Genomic DNA, 15,417 nt, shown 5'->3' on the forward strand with positions numbered 1-15,417 from the left:
CAGCGTGACTACCCAGCTGGCGTAGTCGATGGCCTAGGCCACCACGTCCCGGGGTGTTTTATCACGTTTCAATTCGATGATAATCACGTTGCCGTTGGCATCGAGTGCGAGCAGGTCGATCAGCTTATCGAAGCCGGTGCGTACCTGGCGGCCGATCAAGAGCCAGTCCCGATTGAGGATCGAGACGTCCTGCATGATCTGCTCTTCAAGCTTACCTTCATCGGCAAGCCCCATGGGGCGCAGTTTTTGCGGGGCTTCGCTGGCACCGCTTGCCAGTTTCCAGATGCCTTGCTCGATCGCCATTCGGCGTCTCCCGTGTAGGTGTTATTCAAAGACACTGCTTCTCAGGCCGAGGCCAGCTCGCTCAGCCGCTCGGTATACCAGTTCACCTTGCTCCCGGTCACCATCAACCGTCTTCGCGCTCGGGTCATGCCCACATACAGAAGCCGCGCTTCCTGGGCCTGCTTCTCCTCGGCGGAGTCGAGCGCGCCGAGGCCGCTGAGCAGTACCGTGTCGAACTCCAGGCCCTTGCTGCTCTGGCGGCTGAGCAGGACCACTTCCTGGGCTTGCGGGTCGTAGCTGCGTTTATCGAAGGATTGCTGCAGGCAGCGGCTGGGAATGCCGGCGCTTTGAAGCGCCTCGTGGAAGCGCTTTCCCTGAGCGTTGCTGGTATAGACCACTGCGATGCTGTTCAGCTCGGTTCCGTGTTCCTGCCAGGTCTGAATACAGCGCACCAGGTAGTGGGCCTCGGCGTCGTCGCTTTTGAAGGCTCGAAACGCGGGTTTAGGGCCGCTGACGCCGGCTACTTCTGGGGCGATGAGCGGTACGTGGTCGTCGTCACCATCGTGCGCCGTGAGGAAGTCCTGGGCGAACTCGTAGGCGAAGCTCAATATCTCGCGGGTGTTGCGGTAGTTGAGCTTGAGGATGGTGGTGCGCCCGCGCGCCTGAATACCGGCGGAGGAGAGCGGGAATTTCAGCGCGCCTTTCTGGTAGATCGACTGGGCGTCGTCGTAGAGCAGCAAAAGCGAGTTGGTATCGGGGTCGATCATCTGCACCACCAGCTTGAGCCAGGCCTGTTCGAAATCGTGGCCCTCGTCGATCATCACGGCGGCGTACTGGGCGCGGGGAATCTGCCCTTGGTCGACGGCGTGAATCACGCTCTCCACCTGGCGCTCGTACACCGGGCGGCTGCCGGGCAGCAAATCGACGTGGTACGTCTTGAGTTGTTGCCCGCACCATTCGTGAAAATGGTGCACCTTCACCTTTTCGGTCAGGCCTTTTTCGGCGATGAAGCAGCGAAGCCTGGCAGCCAGCGTGATGTTGAAGCAGAGCACCAGAATCGGCTTGGTGGTGGCTTGCGCCAGATGCAGGCAGCGATAGCCCAGGATCAACGTCTTGCCGGAGCCGGCCACGCCGTGGATCACCCGGTGGCCGTCGCCCATGCTGCGCGCCAGTAGCTCCTGCTGCAGGTCCATCACGCGCACGATATCCGGCACCGCGTTCGTGGCCGGCGTCTCACTCTGCTCTTCGTCGCCGAACAGATCGCCAGTGGGGGCGTCGATGCGCACTTCCGGAAAGAGCTGCCAGCGAATGCGGTCGAGCTGGGGCAGGGTGAGCTTCTCGCCAAAGCGGTAGTCGAACATGGCCCACAGCCGTTCCTGAAACGCTTCCGGGTCGGCGGTGGCGAGCATCTCGTCCTGGGAGATCAAACGATGCCCCGGCAGCACTCGCTCCTGGGCTTCCTCGCTCATGGCCTCGTCCCATTGGCGTCGGGTGATATTGGGAAAAATCACGCCGAAGCCGTAGGGAAAGCAGAGCTTGCCCTGGTAGCGGCCATCGCTTTGGGTGAGCTGCGGGTCACGCTCCAGCTGGTCAAGAGCGGTAAAGGCATACTGGCGCGCCTGTATCAGCGGATTGCTCACCGTCTTGCGCCCCTTGGGGGTGTCGATGACCGCGCTTTCCGGTGTGATCGAGTGCAGGATATCGAGCTTCCAATCCTTCACTTCGAGAAACAAAAGCCCGCGCGCGGGGTGCAGCACGATGAAGTCCGGGTAGCGGCGCTGGCGCCCGAGCGGGATGTCGTACCAGACGATGTAGTCGTCCTCGAGCAGGCTATCCAGGCGTTGGGCCACACGGCGCTCGCCGGGCGTCATGCGGGCACGGGGAATGGTCGAAAGCGCAGGAATGAACGTGGCCATGGCGTGAAGGCTCCGCAGTCGGGCCATTGACCCAAGGGTGAAGTTTTATTTGGTTGCTTGATTCTATCCGCCGTGCCTGCCACCCGCAATTGCGCTCGCGGGTGGCCCTCTTTATGCATGGTGTTTTGTCAGGCTCCAACCGATTCCCTTGAGATGACCGGCGCGCGCCCGGCAAGGAGGCTTCCCATGCGCTCATTGGCAATGCTCAGGCCGGTGAAATCGATTCTCTACAGTGTGGCACTGCTGCTTCTGGGCAACGGCTTGCTCAATACGCTCTTGAGCCTGCGCGGGGTGAGCGAGGGGTTTTCCACCGTGCTGCTGGGGCTGGTGATGTCCGGCTATTTCGTTGGGTTCATCTGCGGTACCTGGGTGAGCCGGCGGCTGATTCGGCGGATGGGGCACATTCGCACCTTCGGCTTTTGCGCCTCGCTATGCGCCACCGTGGCGCTGTTGCACCTGGTGTTCGTCACGCCCTGGGTATGGCTGCCGCTGCGGGTGGTCTACGGGCTTTCGTTCATCACGCTGATCACGGTGATCGAAAGCTGGCTCAACAGCCAAGCGGCCAGTCACGAGCGCGGGCGCCTCTTTGCCGTCTACATGGTGGTCAATCTGGGGGCGCTGGCCATCGCGCAGCAGTTTTTGCGGATCTCCTCCATCGAGGGGTATCTGCTGTTCGTCATTATCGCGATGTTGATCAGCTGGGCGGTGCTGCCCATCACGCTGACCCGGCGGGTGCAGCCGAAAGTGAGCGAGCGCCCGAAAAGCAGCCTGCGCGCGCTTGTAGGCTTTGCGCCGCTGGCGGTGGCGTCGGCGGCGCTTTCCGGGCTTGCCATGGGCGCGTTCTGGTCGATGACGCCGATCTACGCCGACCACATGGGGTTCGATCTTGCCGGGGTGGGGCTGGTGATGAGCACGGCCATCGTCGGCGGGGCGCTTTTGCAGATTCCCATCGGGCGCTTTTCCGACAAGCACGACCGGCCGGTGGTGCTGACCTGGGTGGTGCTGGGCGCGGCGCTGATAGCGCTGATGATGCCTTTCGCACCGAACCAGGGCGCGCTGCTGGCGCTCTATTTTCTGTGGGGCGGACTCGCGTTTTCGCTCTACCCGCTGGCGGTAGCGCAGCTGATCGATCAGCTCCACCCGGACGAGATCGTGGCAGGCTCGGCAGACATGCTGGTGATGCACGGCGCCGGCTGCGCGCTGGCCCCGCTGGCGGCGGGCACATTAATGCACGCGGTCGGGGACCAGGGCCTGCCGTTTTATATCGCCAGCGTGTTCCTGCTGCTGGGGCTTTATGCCCTTTACCGCCGCCGGCGGGTGCGGGCGCTGAAGACCCACACCGCCCATTTCGAGCCGATGGTGCAAAGTAGCGCCGAGGTGCTGAGCATGATGTTCGACGACGTTCAGCCGGACCTGTTCGACGACCCGAGCTTTTACGAGGCGCAGGAGCGCGAACGGCTGGCGACGGTGCTTCGCGAGGGTTAGCCCGGTGGCCGCTTGTGATTCGATGTTGCAATCACCAGGCCCACCACGATCAGCATACCAAGGGGGATCATCCAGCCGCCGAAGAGGGCGTTGACGTTGGCCGTGCCCAGCGCGCTGGTACAGCCAAAGCCTCCGAACCCGAAGGCGCAGTTATAGGGCTGGCGCTCTAGCGAGACGACCAGCCCGATCCATAGCGCTATGCCGGCCACGGCGGTGAAGAGCATCGCGCCCACGTGCCGGGAGCAGCGCAGCAGGGTGCGAATCGCCACCCATACCAAAAGTGCATAGGGCACCACCCAGCCCACCACCGCCAGCCAGTTATGCAGGGAGTCCTCGACGAACACGAAGGTCATGTTCATGCGCGGGTCGCAGGCCAGTTTTACGGCCTCATCCGCCGGGCGATGAGCGCCCCACAGAACATCGGAGCAACTGTAGGGCGTATAGGCCAGCCCCCAGGCGGCTAGCCAAACCGGCAGGCAGAGGGCGGCGATGATGAGTAGCGTCCGATGGCGTGGCACGGCAGGGCTCCGCGGGTCTATTCGAGTGTGCTTATCAAAGCATCACCGCCGCCACCCAGGCAAACAGCAGCATGCCAAGATTGGCGTGCAGGAACATCGGGATCACGCTGTCGCGAATATGATCGTGCTGGCCATCGGCGTTGAGCCCGGCGGTGGCACCAAGCGTAATGGTGGAGGCCGGCGAGCCCGCGTCGCCGAGTGCGGCCGAGGCGCCCAACAGCGCCACCGTGGCCATGGGCGAAAACCCGAGCGCCAGCGCCAGCGGAATATAGATCGGCGCGAGAATCGGCACGCTGGCAAACGAGTCGCCGAAGCCAATGGTGATGAAAAGCCCCACGACCAGCATGAGCGCCGCGCCGAGCATCATGTTGCCATCGAGCAGCTCGGCGGTGGCCGCCACCAGCGAGCCGATCTCGTCGGTGGCGCCGAGCACGCCGGAAAAGCCCGAGGCGAGGGTGATGATGACCGCGATCTGGGCCATCATGCGCATGCCTTCGGTGAAGACGTCGTCCTGTTCCTGCCAGCGAAAGACGCCACTCAGTCCCAGAATCATGAAGCCTACCAGTGCCCCTACCAGCAGCGAATCGAACAGCAACTGACACACCAGCGCCGCGCCAATGGCCAGCACCGTCGCCAGTAACTGGCCGGCGTTGGGCCGGCGGCGCGGGGCGTCGGTGGCAAGCTCGGTGGCGGGTACGCTCTGGTACTCGCGGGGTTGTCGGTAGCTTACGAAGATGCAAACCACCGCGCCGACTAAAAGCCCCATCACCGGCAGAAACATGGCCTGGGGCACCACGGCGGCGGTGACCGAAAGGCCCAGTGGCTGGCCGATGTCGTTGACGTTGGTCAGCAGAATCTCGTTGAGATAGATCGCCCCGAAGCCCGTGGGCAGCAGCAGGTAGCTTGCGCTGATGAAGCAGCCGAGTATGCAGGCCACCGCGCGGCGATCGATCTTCAAGCGGTTCATCACGCCCAGCAGCGGCGGAATCAGAACGGGGATGAAGGCAATATGCACCGGCACGACGTTTTGCGACATGACGGAGGCGACCATCAGCGTCAGAAAGAGGCTCCACTTCACGCCCTGGTTGGTTGCGCCTTCCTGCCAGTCGAGCTTCGAGGCGATGCGGCGGGCCAGCAGATCCAGAAGCCCGCTTCGCGCGATGGCCACGGCAAAGGCGCCGACCATCACGTAGGTCATGCCGACCTGAGCGCCGGTCAGCAGGTTCTCGTTGAAGGTCGCGATCGCCTCATTCATCGTAAGCCCGCCGTGAAGCGCGCCGAGCAGGGCAGCGCCGATCAGCGCGATCGCCACCGGCATCTTCAAGAGACAAAGCGTCACCATCAGTGTGATGGTGAGCACGGCGGTGTTGATGTGATAATCAAGCGCCAGCGCCGCCCCGTAGATCAGGACGAAAAGCCCAAGCGTGGGCAGCACGCGCCGTTTAAGAAACGCATCATGCTCGGGGTGAGGGCGTGAAGGCGAAGAGTTCATGCACTTTCCTTTTGTATCATCGTAGGCTGGCCGGGGCGCCGGCGCGGGATGATAGCAGATCGCGTAGAGGCTTAGCGCCATTGACGAAAAAGGCGCCTGGTAAGGCCCTTTCAACGCGTGTTGAGCGCTGCGATTTGTGGTCGTGAATAAAAATATCTATCATTCGCTTTACTTGATCGTCCCCTTGCTCTTTAACGAGACCGACTACATGTATTCCAAGCCCTTCGCCGTTGCGCCTTTATCGTTGGCCGTTCGCCGCTCGATACTTCTTTCTCTGACTGGGGCGCTGGGCGTTGTGCCGCTGGCCGCACTGGCTCAGGAGCAAACGGTGACACTGGGCACCACCACGGTGACCGCCACGGCGCTCAAGGTCGACACGCCGGATATCGAAACGCCACGCTCGATCTCCACCGTCAGCAGTGATGCGCTCGACACCCAGGGCGTGCGCACCTTTGATGAAGCGTTCCAGTACCGCTCCGGTGTCACCTCGCAGCCCTACGGCGACGACAACAACGCGGACTGGTTCCTGCTGCGTGGTTTCAGCGCCGAAAGCGCGACCTACCAGGACGGCCTGCGCCTGTTTCGTACCGGCGGCTACTTCTGGTGGCTCACCGAAACCTTCGGCCTCGAGCGGGTCGATCTTCTCAAGGGCCCGGCCTCTATCCTTTACGGCGAGGCGCCTCCGGGCGGGGTGATCAACGCGATCAGTAAGCGCCCGACGCGTGAACCTCAGGGCACCATAGAGCTTCAGGCGGGCAACCACGACCACCGCCAGGTCGCCATCGATACCGCTGGCCCGGTGGGTGAAAACGAGGATGTGCGCTATCGCATGGTCGGGCTCTACCGCGACCGGGACGGGGAACTCGACGGTACCGGCAGCGAGCGCTACTACTTCGCACCGAGCCTGGCGGTCGATTTTAATGACGACACCACGGTGACCTTTCTGGCCAGCGTCCAGAAGGACCGCGGCACGCCGACCTCCGGTTTCTTCCCGGCCATGGGCACCGCAAACGCCACGCCGCTTGGCCGGATCGACCCGCAAACCAACTACGGCCAGCCGGATTTCGATACCTTGGATCAGCGCCAGACCTCGCTGGGCTACGAGCTCGAACACCAGATCAACGACACCTGGGAGTTTCAGCAAAACGCCCGCTATGCGCATCTCGATCTCGAGCTCAAGAACGTTTACCCCAACTCTTTCGTCACGCCGCCGCGCAGCATTTCCCGTGGGGTGATCGACCGCGACGGTGATTATGACGCCTACACCCTCGACAACCGCCTGATTGCGCGCACCTATACCGACAACACCGAGAACACGCTACTGCTCGGCGCGGGTTATCAGAAGCTCGACTTGAACTACGTCAACCGGGACAGCTTCCGCACCCTGGGCGACGGCTCGAGCTTCTTCGCCAATATCGACACCGTCGATCTCTACCAGCCGGACTACGCGGCCTTCAGTGAGCCTGACACCGGCGACCCCACCCGGCACGACCTGAGCCAGCGCCAGTTCGGCTTCTACGTGCAGGATCAGCTGCGCGTCGCAGACAAGTGGATCTTTCTGGCCGGCGCCCGCTACGACAACGTCAAAAGCTCCGAGGATTTGAGCGATACCACCGGCCGCTCTGATCAGGGCTACGACGACGAGCAGGTATCGTTGACCGCCGGCGCCATGTACCTGGGCGATAACGGCATATCGCCCTACGTAAGCTACAGTGAATCCTTCACGCCGGTGGCGGGCAGCGGCCCGAGCGGCGAAAGCTACCGGCCGCTGGAAGGTCGCCAGCTCGAAGCCGGAGTCAAGATCGCGCCGTTCGACATCGACGGTTATGTCACCGTCGCCGCCTTTGATGTGGAGGAGGACAATACCCTGATCTCCACCGGCGCACCGGTGCAGGAGCAGGCCGGTGAGCGCCGCTCGCAAGGCCTGGAAGTGGAAGGGGTGGGCTACTTGACCGATGCACTGCAGCTTACCGCCGCCTATACCTACACCGATGCGCGCTATGACGTCAGCGACGCTCAGCAGGATGAGCGCGTGCCGCTGGTACCGCGCCACTCCGCCTCCGCGCGGCTCGATTACGACGCCAGCCAGTTCGTGCCCGGCGTCTCCGTCGGTGCCGGCGTGCGCTACGTGGGCGAAAGCGAGCCAAGCCCGGGCAGCAGCGTCGAGGGCAGCGTGTCCTCGGCCACCGTCTTCGACGCCGTAGCCAGCTACGATTTCAACCCGAACTGGACCGCCCAGGTGAACGTCAACAACCTGACCGACAAGGAGTACGTTAGCGGCTGTGACTTCTACTGCTACTACGGCGCCTCGCGCAGCGTGATCGGCAGTATTAGCTACCGCTGGTAGGATTTTCGCTCGTGCTCAAAAAACCCGGCTCAGGCCGGGTTTTTTTGTGAGCGCTAGAGGGCGCGGCCATCAAGTTTTCATCGCCTCGATACGAGTAGCCTGCCAGACAAGGCTTTCCGTAGGGCCCTGGTCGAGATCGGCGCAGGTGTCGACGCGTAAAAGCGCCATGCTCTGGCACTGCACCTCGAACGTGGTGGTATGGCCGCCCTGCTCGCACTGCCAGCGAAGCGTGCGCTGCTGCTCGTCGCCCTGGTCGTTGGTCAGCATCAGCTGGGAAAAGGGCGCCTCAAACTCAAGGCGTTCGAGCAGTGCCACCTCGGCGCACTGCTGGGCCGGGGTGAGCCGCGAGTCGCCGCGGTAGCCGGGCAGAAACCGCCGGCCGCTGGCTTCAGCGCGCAGAAAGGGCAGTACCTGTTCGGGGCGAAGGCGACCGTACTTACGCACGCGGGGCAGCACAACGAGGCTGGTGGCCAAACGGCACCCACCCAGGTGGCTGCTCTCCCATACATCGAAAGGCAGGGCGTGCTCCAAAACGGCGGCGGCCAGCGCCTTGTAGGTGCGGTAGCCGTATTTCGCGCAGCACTTGTCCTTCTTGCCGTGCGTGCAGCACAGAATCAGGTCGGCTTCCGGCGGTGCCTGCTCCCACCGGGCAAGCGAGTGGGCCTGGCGCCATCGGTCGAGAAAGTGGGAAAGCTCGTCGCGCGCCACGTCGAAGCGGCGCCTTTCGGGCATCAGGAAAACCTGATGGCAGGTGGCGTCCTGCGCCCGGCGGTGAATCAGGTTGACTCGCCGGCCGGTGGCGGCGATCTCATCCAACTGTGTTTTCAGCGAATCTGCCATGTCGCTTGCGTGGCGCAGGTTACGCTGCCACTTGGCCCGGGGCCAGCTGATCAGCAGGTTGTGCTCGGCGTGGGCAGCGCTGCCCGCCAGCGGGTCGTGCTGCTGCTGGCTCAGCTCGGCGCAGAAGGTGTGGGTCATGAGGCTTTTCGCTGCGCAAGGCTGCCGGGCGGGCGCTCCGGGGCGCGCTTTCGCGGCACGCAGATCGGGCGGCCGCTTTCCGGGTCCTTGAGTACCTGGGCGTCGAGTTCGAACACGCGCGCAAGGTTCTCGGCGGTGAAGACTTCGCCAGGCGCGCCCTGAGTCACGATGCGCCCGTCGCGCATCAGCACCAGACAGTCGGCGTAGGCGGCGGCCAGGTTCAGATCGTGCAGTACCAACAGCAGCGTGCGGTTTTTCTCGTGGGCGAGCCGCGACAAAAGCTCTAGAAGATCCACCTGCACTTTCAAGTCCAGAAAGGTGGTGGGCTCATCGAGCAGGATCAAGTCGGTCTGCTGGGCCAGCACCATGGCGATCCAGCAGCGCTGGCGCTGGCCGCCGGAAAGCGCATCGACGCCGCGCTCGGCGAAGGCGCCAACGTCGGTGTAAGCCATCGCCTCGCGCACGGCCTCATCGTCCTGGCGGCTGTTTTTCTGCCATAGCCCCTGGTGGGGAAAGCGGCCCATGCCGACCAACTGGCGAACGCTCAAGCCTTCTGGTGCCACCGGGCCCTGGGGCAGAATCCCCAGGCGCTTGGCGACCTCGCGGGTGGGGCGCTGGTGAATGTCCTTACCGTCCAGGTAGACCTGCCCGGCGCTGGGGGCGAGCGTGCGCGCCAGGGTCTTGAGCAGCGTCGACTTGCCGCAGCCGTTGGGGCCTAAAAGCACGGTAAGCCGGCGCTGCTCGATGGCGATATCCACACCTTTCAGCACGGGCTCGATGTCATAGCCGGCGCGAAGGCCAGCGCCGGTCAGGCGAGAAAGCGGGGGCGAAGAGAGCGTCATGAGCGGGCTCGTGCAGTCGGCGAACGGGGCAAACCCTAGGATAAAACATTCTCATTTTCAATATTTCCCGTTTTAACTTCCTCTTCCGGTAAGAAATATCGCGACCCATAAAAGAGCATGAGCGCACGAATGTATCGAACGCGGTGTTTCATTTTATAGAAAATAAGCGTCTAATATGCGCAATACAATCATTATCATTTAGATGCTCGTTTGTACTGCGAGCCTCTCTGCGCACCACCGCAAGGCTCATTCAAAAGCGGTTTAAAAAGCGGTTAAAAAAAGCTTTTAAAAAGGGGTAGGACAAGGTGAATATCGATAAACGCATGGCCGTCTGGCCAACGGTCACGCTCGTCGGGCTGGTCGCGGCGACTCAGGGCTTTGCTCAACAAGCGGCGCTCAATGAACCCGTTGAGCGCGGCAGCGCTGAGCCGACCATGGTGGTCACCGCCTCGCGCACCAATGCAACCGTCGAGGACTCACCGCAGACGGTGCGCATCATCAGCGAGGAGGAGATCACTCAGCAGCGCCAGATGACCAGCGACTCATCGCAGATCCTCAGCAACCTGCTGCCGTCCTATTCACCCAGCCGCCAGAAGATGAGCGGCAGCGGCGAGACGCTAAGAGGCCGCACGCCGCTGATCCTGATCGACGGTATTCCCCAATCCAACCCGCTACGCCCGACCGGGCGCGAAGCGCACGCCATCGATTTCTCGATGGTCGAGCAGATCGAGGTGATTCAGGGCGCCAACGCCACCAACGGCGTGGGCGCGGCGGGCGGGGTGATCAACCTGATCACCAAGCGCCCGGAAGCCGGCTCCTTCAACCAGTACGTGGAGGGTCAGGTCACCACGCCCACCCGTGAGCTCGATAGCGAAACGCTAAGCTACAAGGCGGGCTACGGCGTGAGCGGCAACAGCGGCGACGTGGATTATCTGTTCTCGGCAAGCGTTGAGGACCAGGGGCTGTTTCTGGACGGCAACGGCGACGCGGTCGGGGTGGACAACACCCAGGGCGATTTGATGGATTCGCGCTCGTTCGATCTGCTGGGCAAGCTTGCCTACTGGATCGACGACGACCAGCGGCTGCAGTTCACGCTCAATCACTACGATATCGAAGGCCACAACGACTACTTAAGCGTCACCGGCGACCGCGCCAGCGGCGTGGTCACGACCTCGCGGCGCGGCACCCCCGAAGGCGATGCGCCCTACAACCGGGTGTGGACGACCGGGCTTGGCTACGACCATTTCGATCTGGCCGGCATGCAGCTCAGTGCCCAGGCGTTCTACCAGGACTACGAGGCGCTGTTCGGCGCGACCGACTCGGCGACCTTCCAGGACCCGGCGCTGGCGCCGGTGGGCACTTACTTCGACCAGACCCTGGCGGCGACCACCAAGTTCGGCACCAAGGTCTCGTTGACCCGAGATGATCTGTGGGACGAGCGCCTGAAAGTAACCCTGGGCTTCGATACGCTGTTCGATGAAACCGAGCAGTATCTGTACACCAGCGATCGTACCTACGTGCCGCCCACCGACTACACCGATCTCTCGCCGTTCGTGCAGGCGGACCTGCGCCCGGTCGATTCGCTGTTGTTTTCCGCGGGCGCGCGCTACGAGTACGCCAAGCTCGACATCGACAGCTACCGCACCGTGGCGGCCAACAACGGCGTGGCGGTGGAGGGCGGTGACCCCAGCTTCAACGAAACGCTCTATAACCTGGGCGCGGTCTGGAGCCCGGTCGCGCACTGGAGCCTGTTCGCCAACTACTCCGAAGGCTTTTCGATTCCGGACGTGGGGCGCGCGCTTCGCGGCATCAGCACGCCGAATCAGTCTGTCGATAGCATCGACAACCTCGCCCCAATCGTCACCGACAACATCGAAACCGGATTGCGCTTCGAGAACGGCCGCCTGGCGGCACAGCTCAGCTACTACGAATCCTCGTCGGATTTCGGCAGCCGCCTGACCGAGATCGACGACGTCTTCTACATGCAGCGCCAGGAGACCAAGATCAAGGGCGTCGAGGCCGCGCTGGACTACCAGTTCAACGACCGCCACTCGGGCCGGGTGGCCTACTCGCGCATGGACGGGCGTTATGACAGCAACGAGGACGGACGCCTGGATGCCAAGCTCTCGGGGCTCGATGTCTCGCCGGATCGTCTGACCGCCAGCTGGTCGGCGAACTGGACGGATAACCTCTCCACCTTCGTGCAGGCCAACTACGCCTTCGATGAAACCTTCGATGAGGCGAACCGCGAGTTCGACGGCTATCTGCTGATGGATGCGGCGGTGGGTTACCAATTGCCGGTGGGTCAGGTCAACGTGGGGGTGTCCAACCTGCTCGACGAGCAGTACGTGACCTACTACTCGCAGAGCGCGCTGGTCAACGACGAGCGCTACTTTGCCGGTCGCGGGCGCACGTTGACGCTGGGCTATCGTCTGGATTTCTAACGCCCACAGGATCGGGAGGCGGGGTGAAGATCGAGCGCTCCCTGTCTAACGCGTTCTATACAGCAGGTAGACGAAAAAGGGCGCGCCGATGCCGGCCACGAAGATGCCCGCCGGCAGGTCCTTGGGCAGAAAGGCGACCCGCCCCAGCAGGTCGGCGCAGAGCACGATGAGCGCGCCGACCAGCGCGGCGGCGGGCAGAAGCCGTGCCAGGTGGCGACCGGTCAACCTCGCCGCGAGATGCGGCGCCATCAGCCCAACGAAGCTCAATCCCCCGGCAAAGGCCACCGCCGCGCCCGCCAGCACCACGCTGCAGGTTAAAAGCGCCAACCGGCTGCGCGTGATGGCCACCCCCAGTCCCAGCGCCACGTCGTCGCCCAGCGCCATGGCGTCGGCGTGGCGGGCAAGCATCAAACACATCGGTAGCGTCACCAAAAGCCAGGGCAGTAGCCCCAGCACATCGCCACACTGCGCGCCGTAAAGGCTGCCGGTGAGCCAGACGTAGGCCGCCATGGCCGCCGCGTCGTCGCCGATCACGATCATCATCGTCGTACCCGCGCTTAGCGCCGCCGCCAGGCCAATCCCCACCAGGACCATGCGCGTCGGGCGAAGTCCCCGCTGCCAGCTCAGCCCGATCACCGCCAGGGCTGCGGCCAGCGCGCCGAGCATCGCCGCCACGGGTAGCCAGTGGATGCTTAGGGTCGATCCCAGCAGTGCCAGAAACGCCACCGCGGCGAAGGCGGCGCCGCTGGTGATACCGATCACGTCCGGCGAGGCCAACGGGTTGCGCACGATCGCCTGCAACAGCGCCCCGGCCACGGCCAGCGCCGCGCCGACCAGCACTGCCAGGGCGATGCGCGGCAGACGAAGCTCCCAGACGATGAAAGCAATATCGCTTTTTGACGGCGCAATTAACGCCTCGGCCACCCGAACCGGCGAAGTCGGAAAACTGCCCAGGCACAGCGACAGCGTCGCACTGGTCATCAATAGTAGAAAAAGCGATAGCAGCGTGGCGCGGAAGGAGGCGAGCGCGGCGGGAGCCGCGCGCGAAGAAGCGTTCGAGTTCATTGGGCGGCCAGCCTGCGCCTTGCCAGGTAAATGAAGAAGGGGGTGCCGACCAGCGCGGTCATCACGCCCACGGGCACCTCCTGGGGCGGCATCACGAAGCGCGCGGCGACATCCGCCAACAGCAGCAGCGCCCCGCCGAGCAGCGCGCAGGCGGGCAGCAACCAGCGGTGGTCGATGCCGAAGAGCCCGCGCGCCATGTGCGGCACGATCAAGCCCACGAAGCCGATCATGCCTGCCAGCGCCACGGAGCTTCCCGCCAGCACGATGACCGCCGCGCCCAGCAGCAGCTTGGTGGTCGTCGCCGACATGCCAAGGCCAGTGACCAGATCGTCGCCCAGCAGCAGCGCGTTGGCGCGCCCAGCGAGTAGCGCGCTCAGCGCGAAGCCCCCCAGAAACAGCGGCAGTAGTGGCGCCACCCGATGAAGCTCGCGTCCAGACACCGAGCCCGCCAGCCAGTAGAGCACGCTCTCGAAACTCTGCTGGTCGATCACCAGAAGCCCCTGGCTGAACGACACGAACAGCGCCGTGACCGCGACGCCGGCCAGCACTACGCGTAGCGGTGAAAACTCCCCCTGGCGGCCGCGAGCCAGCGCCACCACCAGGCCGGCCGCGGAAAGTGCCCCCAAAAGCGCCGCCCAGACGATTTGCCCCGGCGTGCTCAGCGGCAGTAGCGACACCGCCACTACCACGAAAAACATCGCGCCGGCGTTGATGCCCAGAATCCCGGGAGAGGCGAGCGGGTTGCGGGTCACGGTCTGCATCAAAGCACCCGCCACGGCAAGGCTCGCGCCGACCAGCGCGGCCACGCAGGCCCGGGGAATGCGCTCGGTGAGCAGGATGATCTGATCCACCCGGGCGGGGTCGTGGTGAAGCAGTGCCCGGGGCAGGGCGCTCAAGGCGATCGGCGTGGTGCCCAGCATCACGCTCGTCATGAATGCCGCCAGTAGCGCAAGCGCCCCCGCCAAAAGCCCCAGCGCCCGGCTCGATGTGCGGCTCAGCATGAGGCGTTTTCCCTAACGGCCGCGCAGGCGCTTTCGTCAAACGCGGATACGTCGGCCAGGGCGGATACGTCGGCAAGGGCGGCAGGGCGAAGCTGGTAGTGACGGTAAAGGTCATCGAGCATGGCGTTGGCGGCCAAAATGCCGCCGCCCATCATCCAGCTGACCGGCTCGACCTCGAATACCCGGTTGCGCTCGACCGCCGTCAGCCGCTGCCACAGCGGATGCGCCGACCAGCGGCGGTAGTTGTCGGCAATGGCCGGGTCATCGGGCTCGAGCAGCACGAACATCACGTCGGCGTCCAGCACCGGAATGTTCTCCGGACTTGTCAGCTTCATGCCCCAGCTCTGGGCGGTGAGCGTCTGCGGCTGTGCAAAGCCCAGCTCACTGAGAATCGAGCCGGCGAAGCCGCTGGTATAGATGCGCAGGTGATCGCTCTTGAAGCGGACCACCGCCACCTTTTGTGGCCATTCGCTGCCGAATCGTTCAATGATCTGGCGGCGAAAGTCGGCGACTCGTGCATCCCAGCGCGCAAGCAACGCCTCGGCGCGCGCCTCGCGCCCGGTGGCCTCGGCCATTTGGCTCAGCGTGGTCTTGAAATCGAACACCGTAGGCATGGAAAGCGTCGGCGCGATGGCGCGCAGAAGCGGGGCGACCCGGGCGTGACGAAAGTCGCTGGCAACGATCAGCTCGGGGGAAAGCCAGGCGATTTTCTCGAGGTTGGGCTGGGTTTCCAGGCCCACGTGCGCCACTCCGGCCAGATCGTCTCGCAGGTAGCGGTACATGGGCGGCTCGAGCCAGGCATCGACGACGCCCACGGGCGTTATCCCCAGCGCTACGGCGCTATCGGTCGCTCCCTGGTAGAGCGTGACGATACGAGGGGCAGGCGCGCTGGCGCGAGCCGGTGTCACGACCAGCATGGCGGCAAGCAGTAGCACGCACTGGGTGAGCAACCCACGCTTGGCGCTCACGCTGCGGTAGCAGTGTAGTGTTGGCATACGCCTGCTCGGCTCTGGATAAATGCCGGATAATGTCATGCAAAAAAAGAGA

General features: G+C 63.8%; 12 protein-coding genes. 3 read left to right on the forward strand and 9 right to left on the reverse strand.

Annotated features, from left to right (window positions below):
- Positions 1-33: 33 nt before the first annotated feature.
- Both RN347_RS04540 and RN347_RS04545 read right to left on the reverse strand, forming a co-directional pair.
- Entirely contained in the window at positions 34-303 is a 270-nt protein-coding gene (locus RN347_RS04540; RefSeq protein ID WP_311960327.1) for an endonuclease NucS domain-containing protein, read from the reverse strand.
- A gap of 41 nt (positions 304-344) precedes the next feature.
- Entirely contained in the window at positions 345-2,198 is a 1,854-nt protein-coding gene (locus RN347_RS04545; RefSeq protein WP_311960328.1) for a 3'-5' exonuclease, read from the reverse strand.
- 186 nt (positions 2,199-2,384) lie between these two features.
- On the opposite strand from RN347_RS04545, the gene RN347_RS04550 reads away from it, so the two are divergent.
- Positions 2,385-3,683 carry an MFS transporter gene (locus RN347_RS04550; protein WP_311960329.1) on the forward strand — a complete coding sequence of 433 codons (1,299 nt, stop codon included), beginning with the start codon at positions 2,385-2,387 and terminating at the stop codon, positions 3,681-3,683.
- Here the strand turns inward: RN347_RS04550 and RN347_RS04555 are convergent.
- Together RN347_RS04555 and RN347_RS04560 are read right to left on the reverse strand one after the other, a co-directional pair.
- Positions 3,680-4,201, reverse strand: a complete 522-nt coding sequence (locus tag RN347_RS04555) for a hypothetical protein (protein ID WP_263584769.1) — start codon at positions 4,199-4,201, stop codon at positions 3,680-3,682. The two genes, RN347_RS04550 and RN347_RS04555, sit on opposite strands and share 4 nt — an antisense overlap.
- A 34-nt stretch (positions 4,202-4,235) precedes the next feature.
- Entirely contained in the window at positions 4,236-5,693 is a 1,458-nt protein-coding gene (locus RN347_RS04560; protein ID WP_311960330.1) for a Na+/H+ antiporter NhaC family protein, read from the reverse strand.
- Between the two features lie 208 nt (positions 5,694-5,901).
- Between RN347_RS04560 and RN347_RS04565 the strand changes: the two genes are divergently transcribed.
- Positions 5,902-8,040, forward strand: coding sequence for a TonB-dependent siderophore receptor (locus RN347_RS04565; protein ID WP_311960331.1), 2,139 nt, complete (start codon positions 5,902-5,904; stop codon positions 8,038-8,040).
- A gap of 69 nt (positions 8,041-8,109) precedes the next feature.
- On the opposite strand, the gene RN347_RS04570 is transcribed toward RN347_RS04565, so the two are convergent.
- Together RN347_RS04570 and RN347_RS04575 are read right to left on the reverse strand one after the other, a co-directional pair.
- On the reverse strand, positions 8,110-9,018 hold the full coding sequence (locus RN347_RS04570; RefSeq protein WP_311960332.1) for a sucrase ferredoxin: 909 nt from the start codon (positions 9,016-9,018) through the stop codon (positions 8,110-8,112).
- Positions 9,015-9,860: an ABC transporter ATP-binding protein gene (locus RN347_RS04575; protein ID WP_311960333.1), complete on the reverse strand. Its 846-nt coding sequence runs from the start codon at positions 9,858-9,860 to the stop codon at positions 9,015-9,017. The genes RN347_RS04570 and RN347_RS04575 overlap by 4 nt, the downstream gene beginning before the upstream one ends.
- 305 nt (positions 9,861-10,165) lie before the next feature.
- Here RN347_RS04575 and RN347_RS04580 point away from each other — a divergent pair, with 305 nt between their 5' ends.
- Positions 10,166-12,304 carry a TonB-dependent receptor gene (locus RN347_RS04580; RefSeq protein ID WP_311960334.1) on the forward strand — a complete coding sequence of 713 codons (2,139 nt, stop codon included), beginning with the start codon at positions 10,166-10,168 and terminating at the stop codon, positions 12,302-12,304.
- Positions 12,305-12,349: 45 nt separating this feature from the next.
- Here RN347_RS04580 and RN347_RS04585 read toward each other — a convergent pair whose 3' ends face one another.
- From RN347_RS04585 to RN347_RS04595, 3 genes are read right to left on the reverse strand one after another with little or no spacing between them, the layout of a single operon-like run.
- Entirely contained in the window at positions 12,350-13,369 is a 1,020-nt protein-coding gene (locus RN347_RS04585) for an iron ABC transporter permease (RefSeq protein ID WP_311960335.1), read from the reverse strand.
- The gene (locus RN347_RS04590; protein ID WP_311960336.1) at positions 13,366-14,370 is read right to left on the reverse strand and encodes an iron ABC transporter permease; all 1,005 of its coding nucleotides are present in this window, start codon (positions 14,368-14,370) and stop codon (positions 13,366-13,368) included. Before RN347_RS04590 ends, RN347_RS04585 begins: the two co-directional genes overlap by 4 nt.
- Positions 14,364-15,365, reverse strand: coding sequence for an ABC transporter substrate-binding protein (locus tag RN347_RS04595; protein ID WP_409365769.1), 1,002 nt, complete (start codon positions 15,363-15,365; stop codon positions 14,364-14,366). The genes RN347_RS04590 and RN347_RS04595 overlap by 7 nt, the downstream gene beginning before the upstream one ends.
- Between the last annotated feature and the right edge of the window lie 52 nt (positions 15,366-15,417).

This window comes from Halomonas sp. PAMB 3264, from assembly GCF_031954245.1.
Classification (GTDB): Bacteria; Pseudomonadota; Gammaproteobacteria; order Pseudomonadales; family Halomonadaceae; genus Vreelandella.

What these genes read in the sequence shown, in the direction of transcription:
- RN347_RS04540 (WP_311960327.1), bottom strand. Translation starts at nt 303, where the DNA reads ATGGCGATCGAGCAAGGCATCTGGAAACTGGCAAGCGGTGCCAGCGAA.
- RN347_RS04545 (WP_311960328.1), bottom strand. Translation starts at nt 2,198, where the DNA reads ATGGCCACGTTCATTCCTGCGCTTTCGACCATTCCCCGTGCCCGCATG.
- RN347_RS04550 (WP_311960329.1), top strand. Translation starts at nt 2,385, where the DNA reads ATGCGCTCATTGGCAATGCTCAGGCCGGTGAAATCGATTCTCTACAGT.
- RN347_RS04560 (WP_311960330.1), bottom strand. Translation starts at nt 5,693, where the DNA reads ATGAACTCTTCGCCTTCACGCCCTCACCCCGAGCATGATGCGTTTCTT.
- RN347_RS04565 (WP_311960331.1), top strand. Translation starts at nt 5,902, where the DNA reads ATGTATTCCAAGCCCTTCGCCGTTGCGCCTTTATCGTTGGCCGTTCGC.
- RN347_RS04570 (WP_311960332.1), bottom strand. Translation starts at nt 9,018, where the DNA reads ATGACCCACACCTTCTGCGCCGAGCTGAGCCAGCAGCAGCACGACCCG.
- RN347_RS04575 (WP_311960333.1), bottom strand. Translation starts at nt 9,860, where the DNA reads ATGACGCTCTCTTCGCCCCCGCTTTCTCGCCTGACCGGCGCTGGCCTT.
- RN347_RS04585 (WP_311960335.1), bottom strand. Translation starts at nt 13,369, where the DNA reads ATGAACTCGAACGCTTCTTCGCGCGCGGCTCCCGCCGCGCTCGCCTCC.
- RN347_RS04590 (WP_311960336.1), bottom strand. Translation starts at nt 14,370, where the DNA reads ATGCTGAGCCGCACATCGAGCCGGGCGCTGGGGCTTTTGGCGGGGGCG.
- RN347_RS04595 (WP_409365769.1), bottom strand. Translation starts at nt 15,365, where the DNA reads ATGCCAACACTACACTGCTACCGCAGCGTGAGCGCCAAGCGTGGGTTG.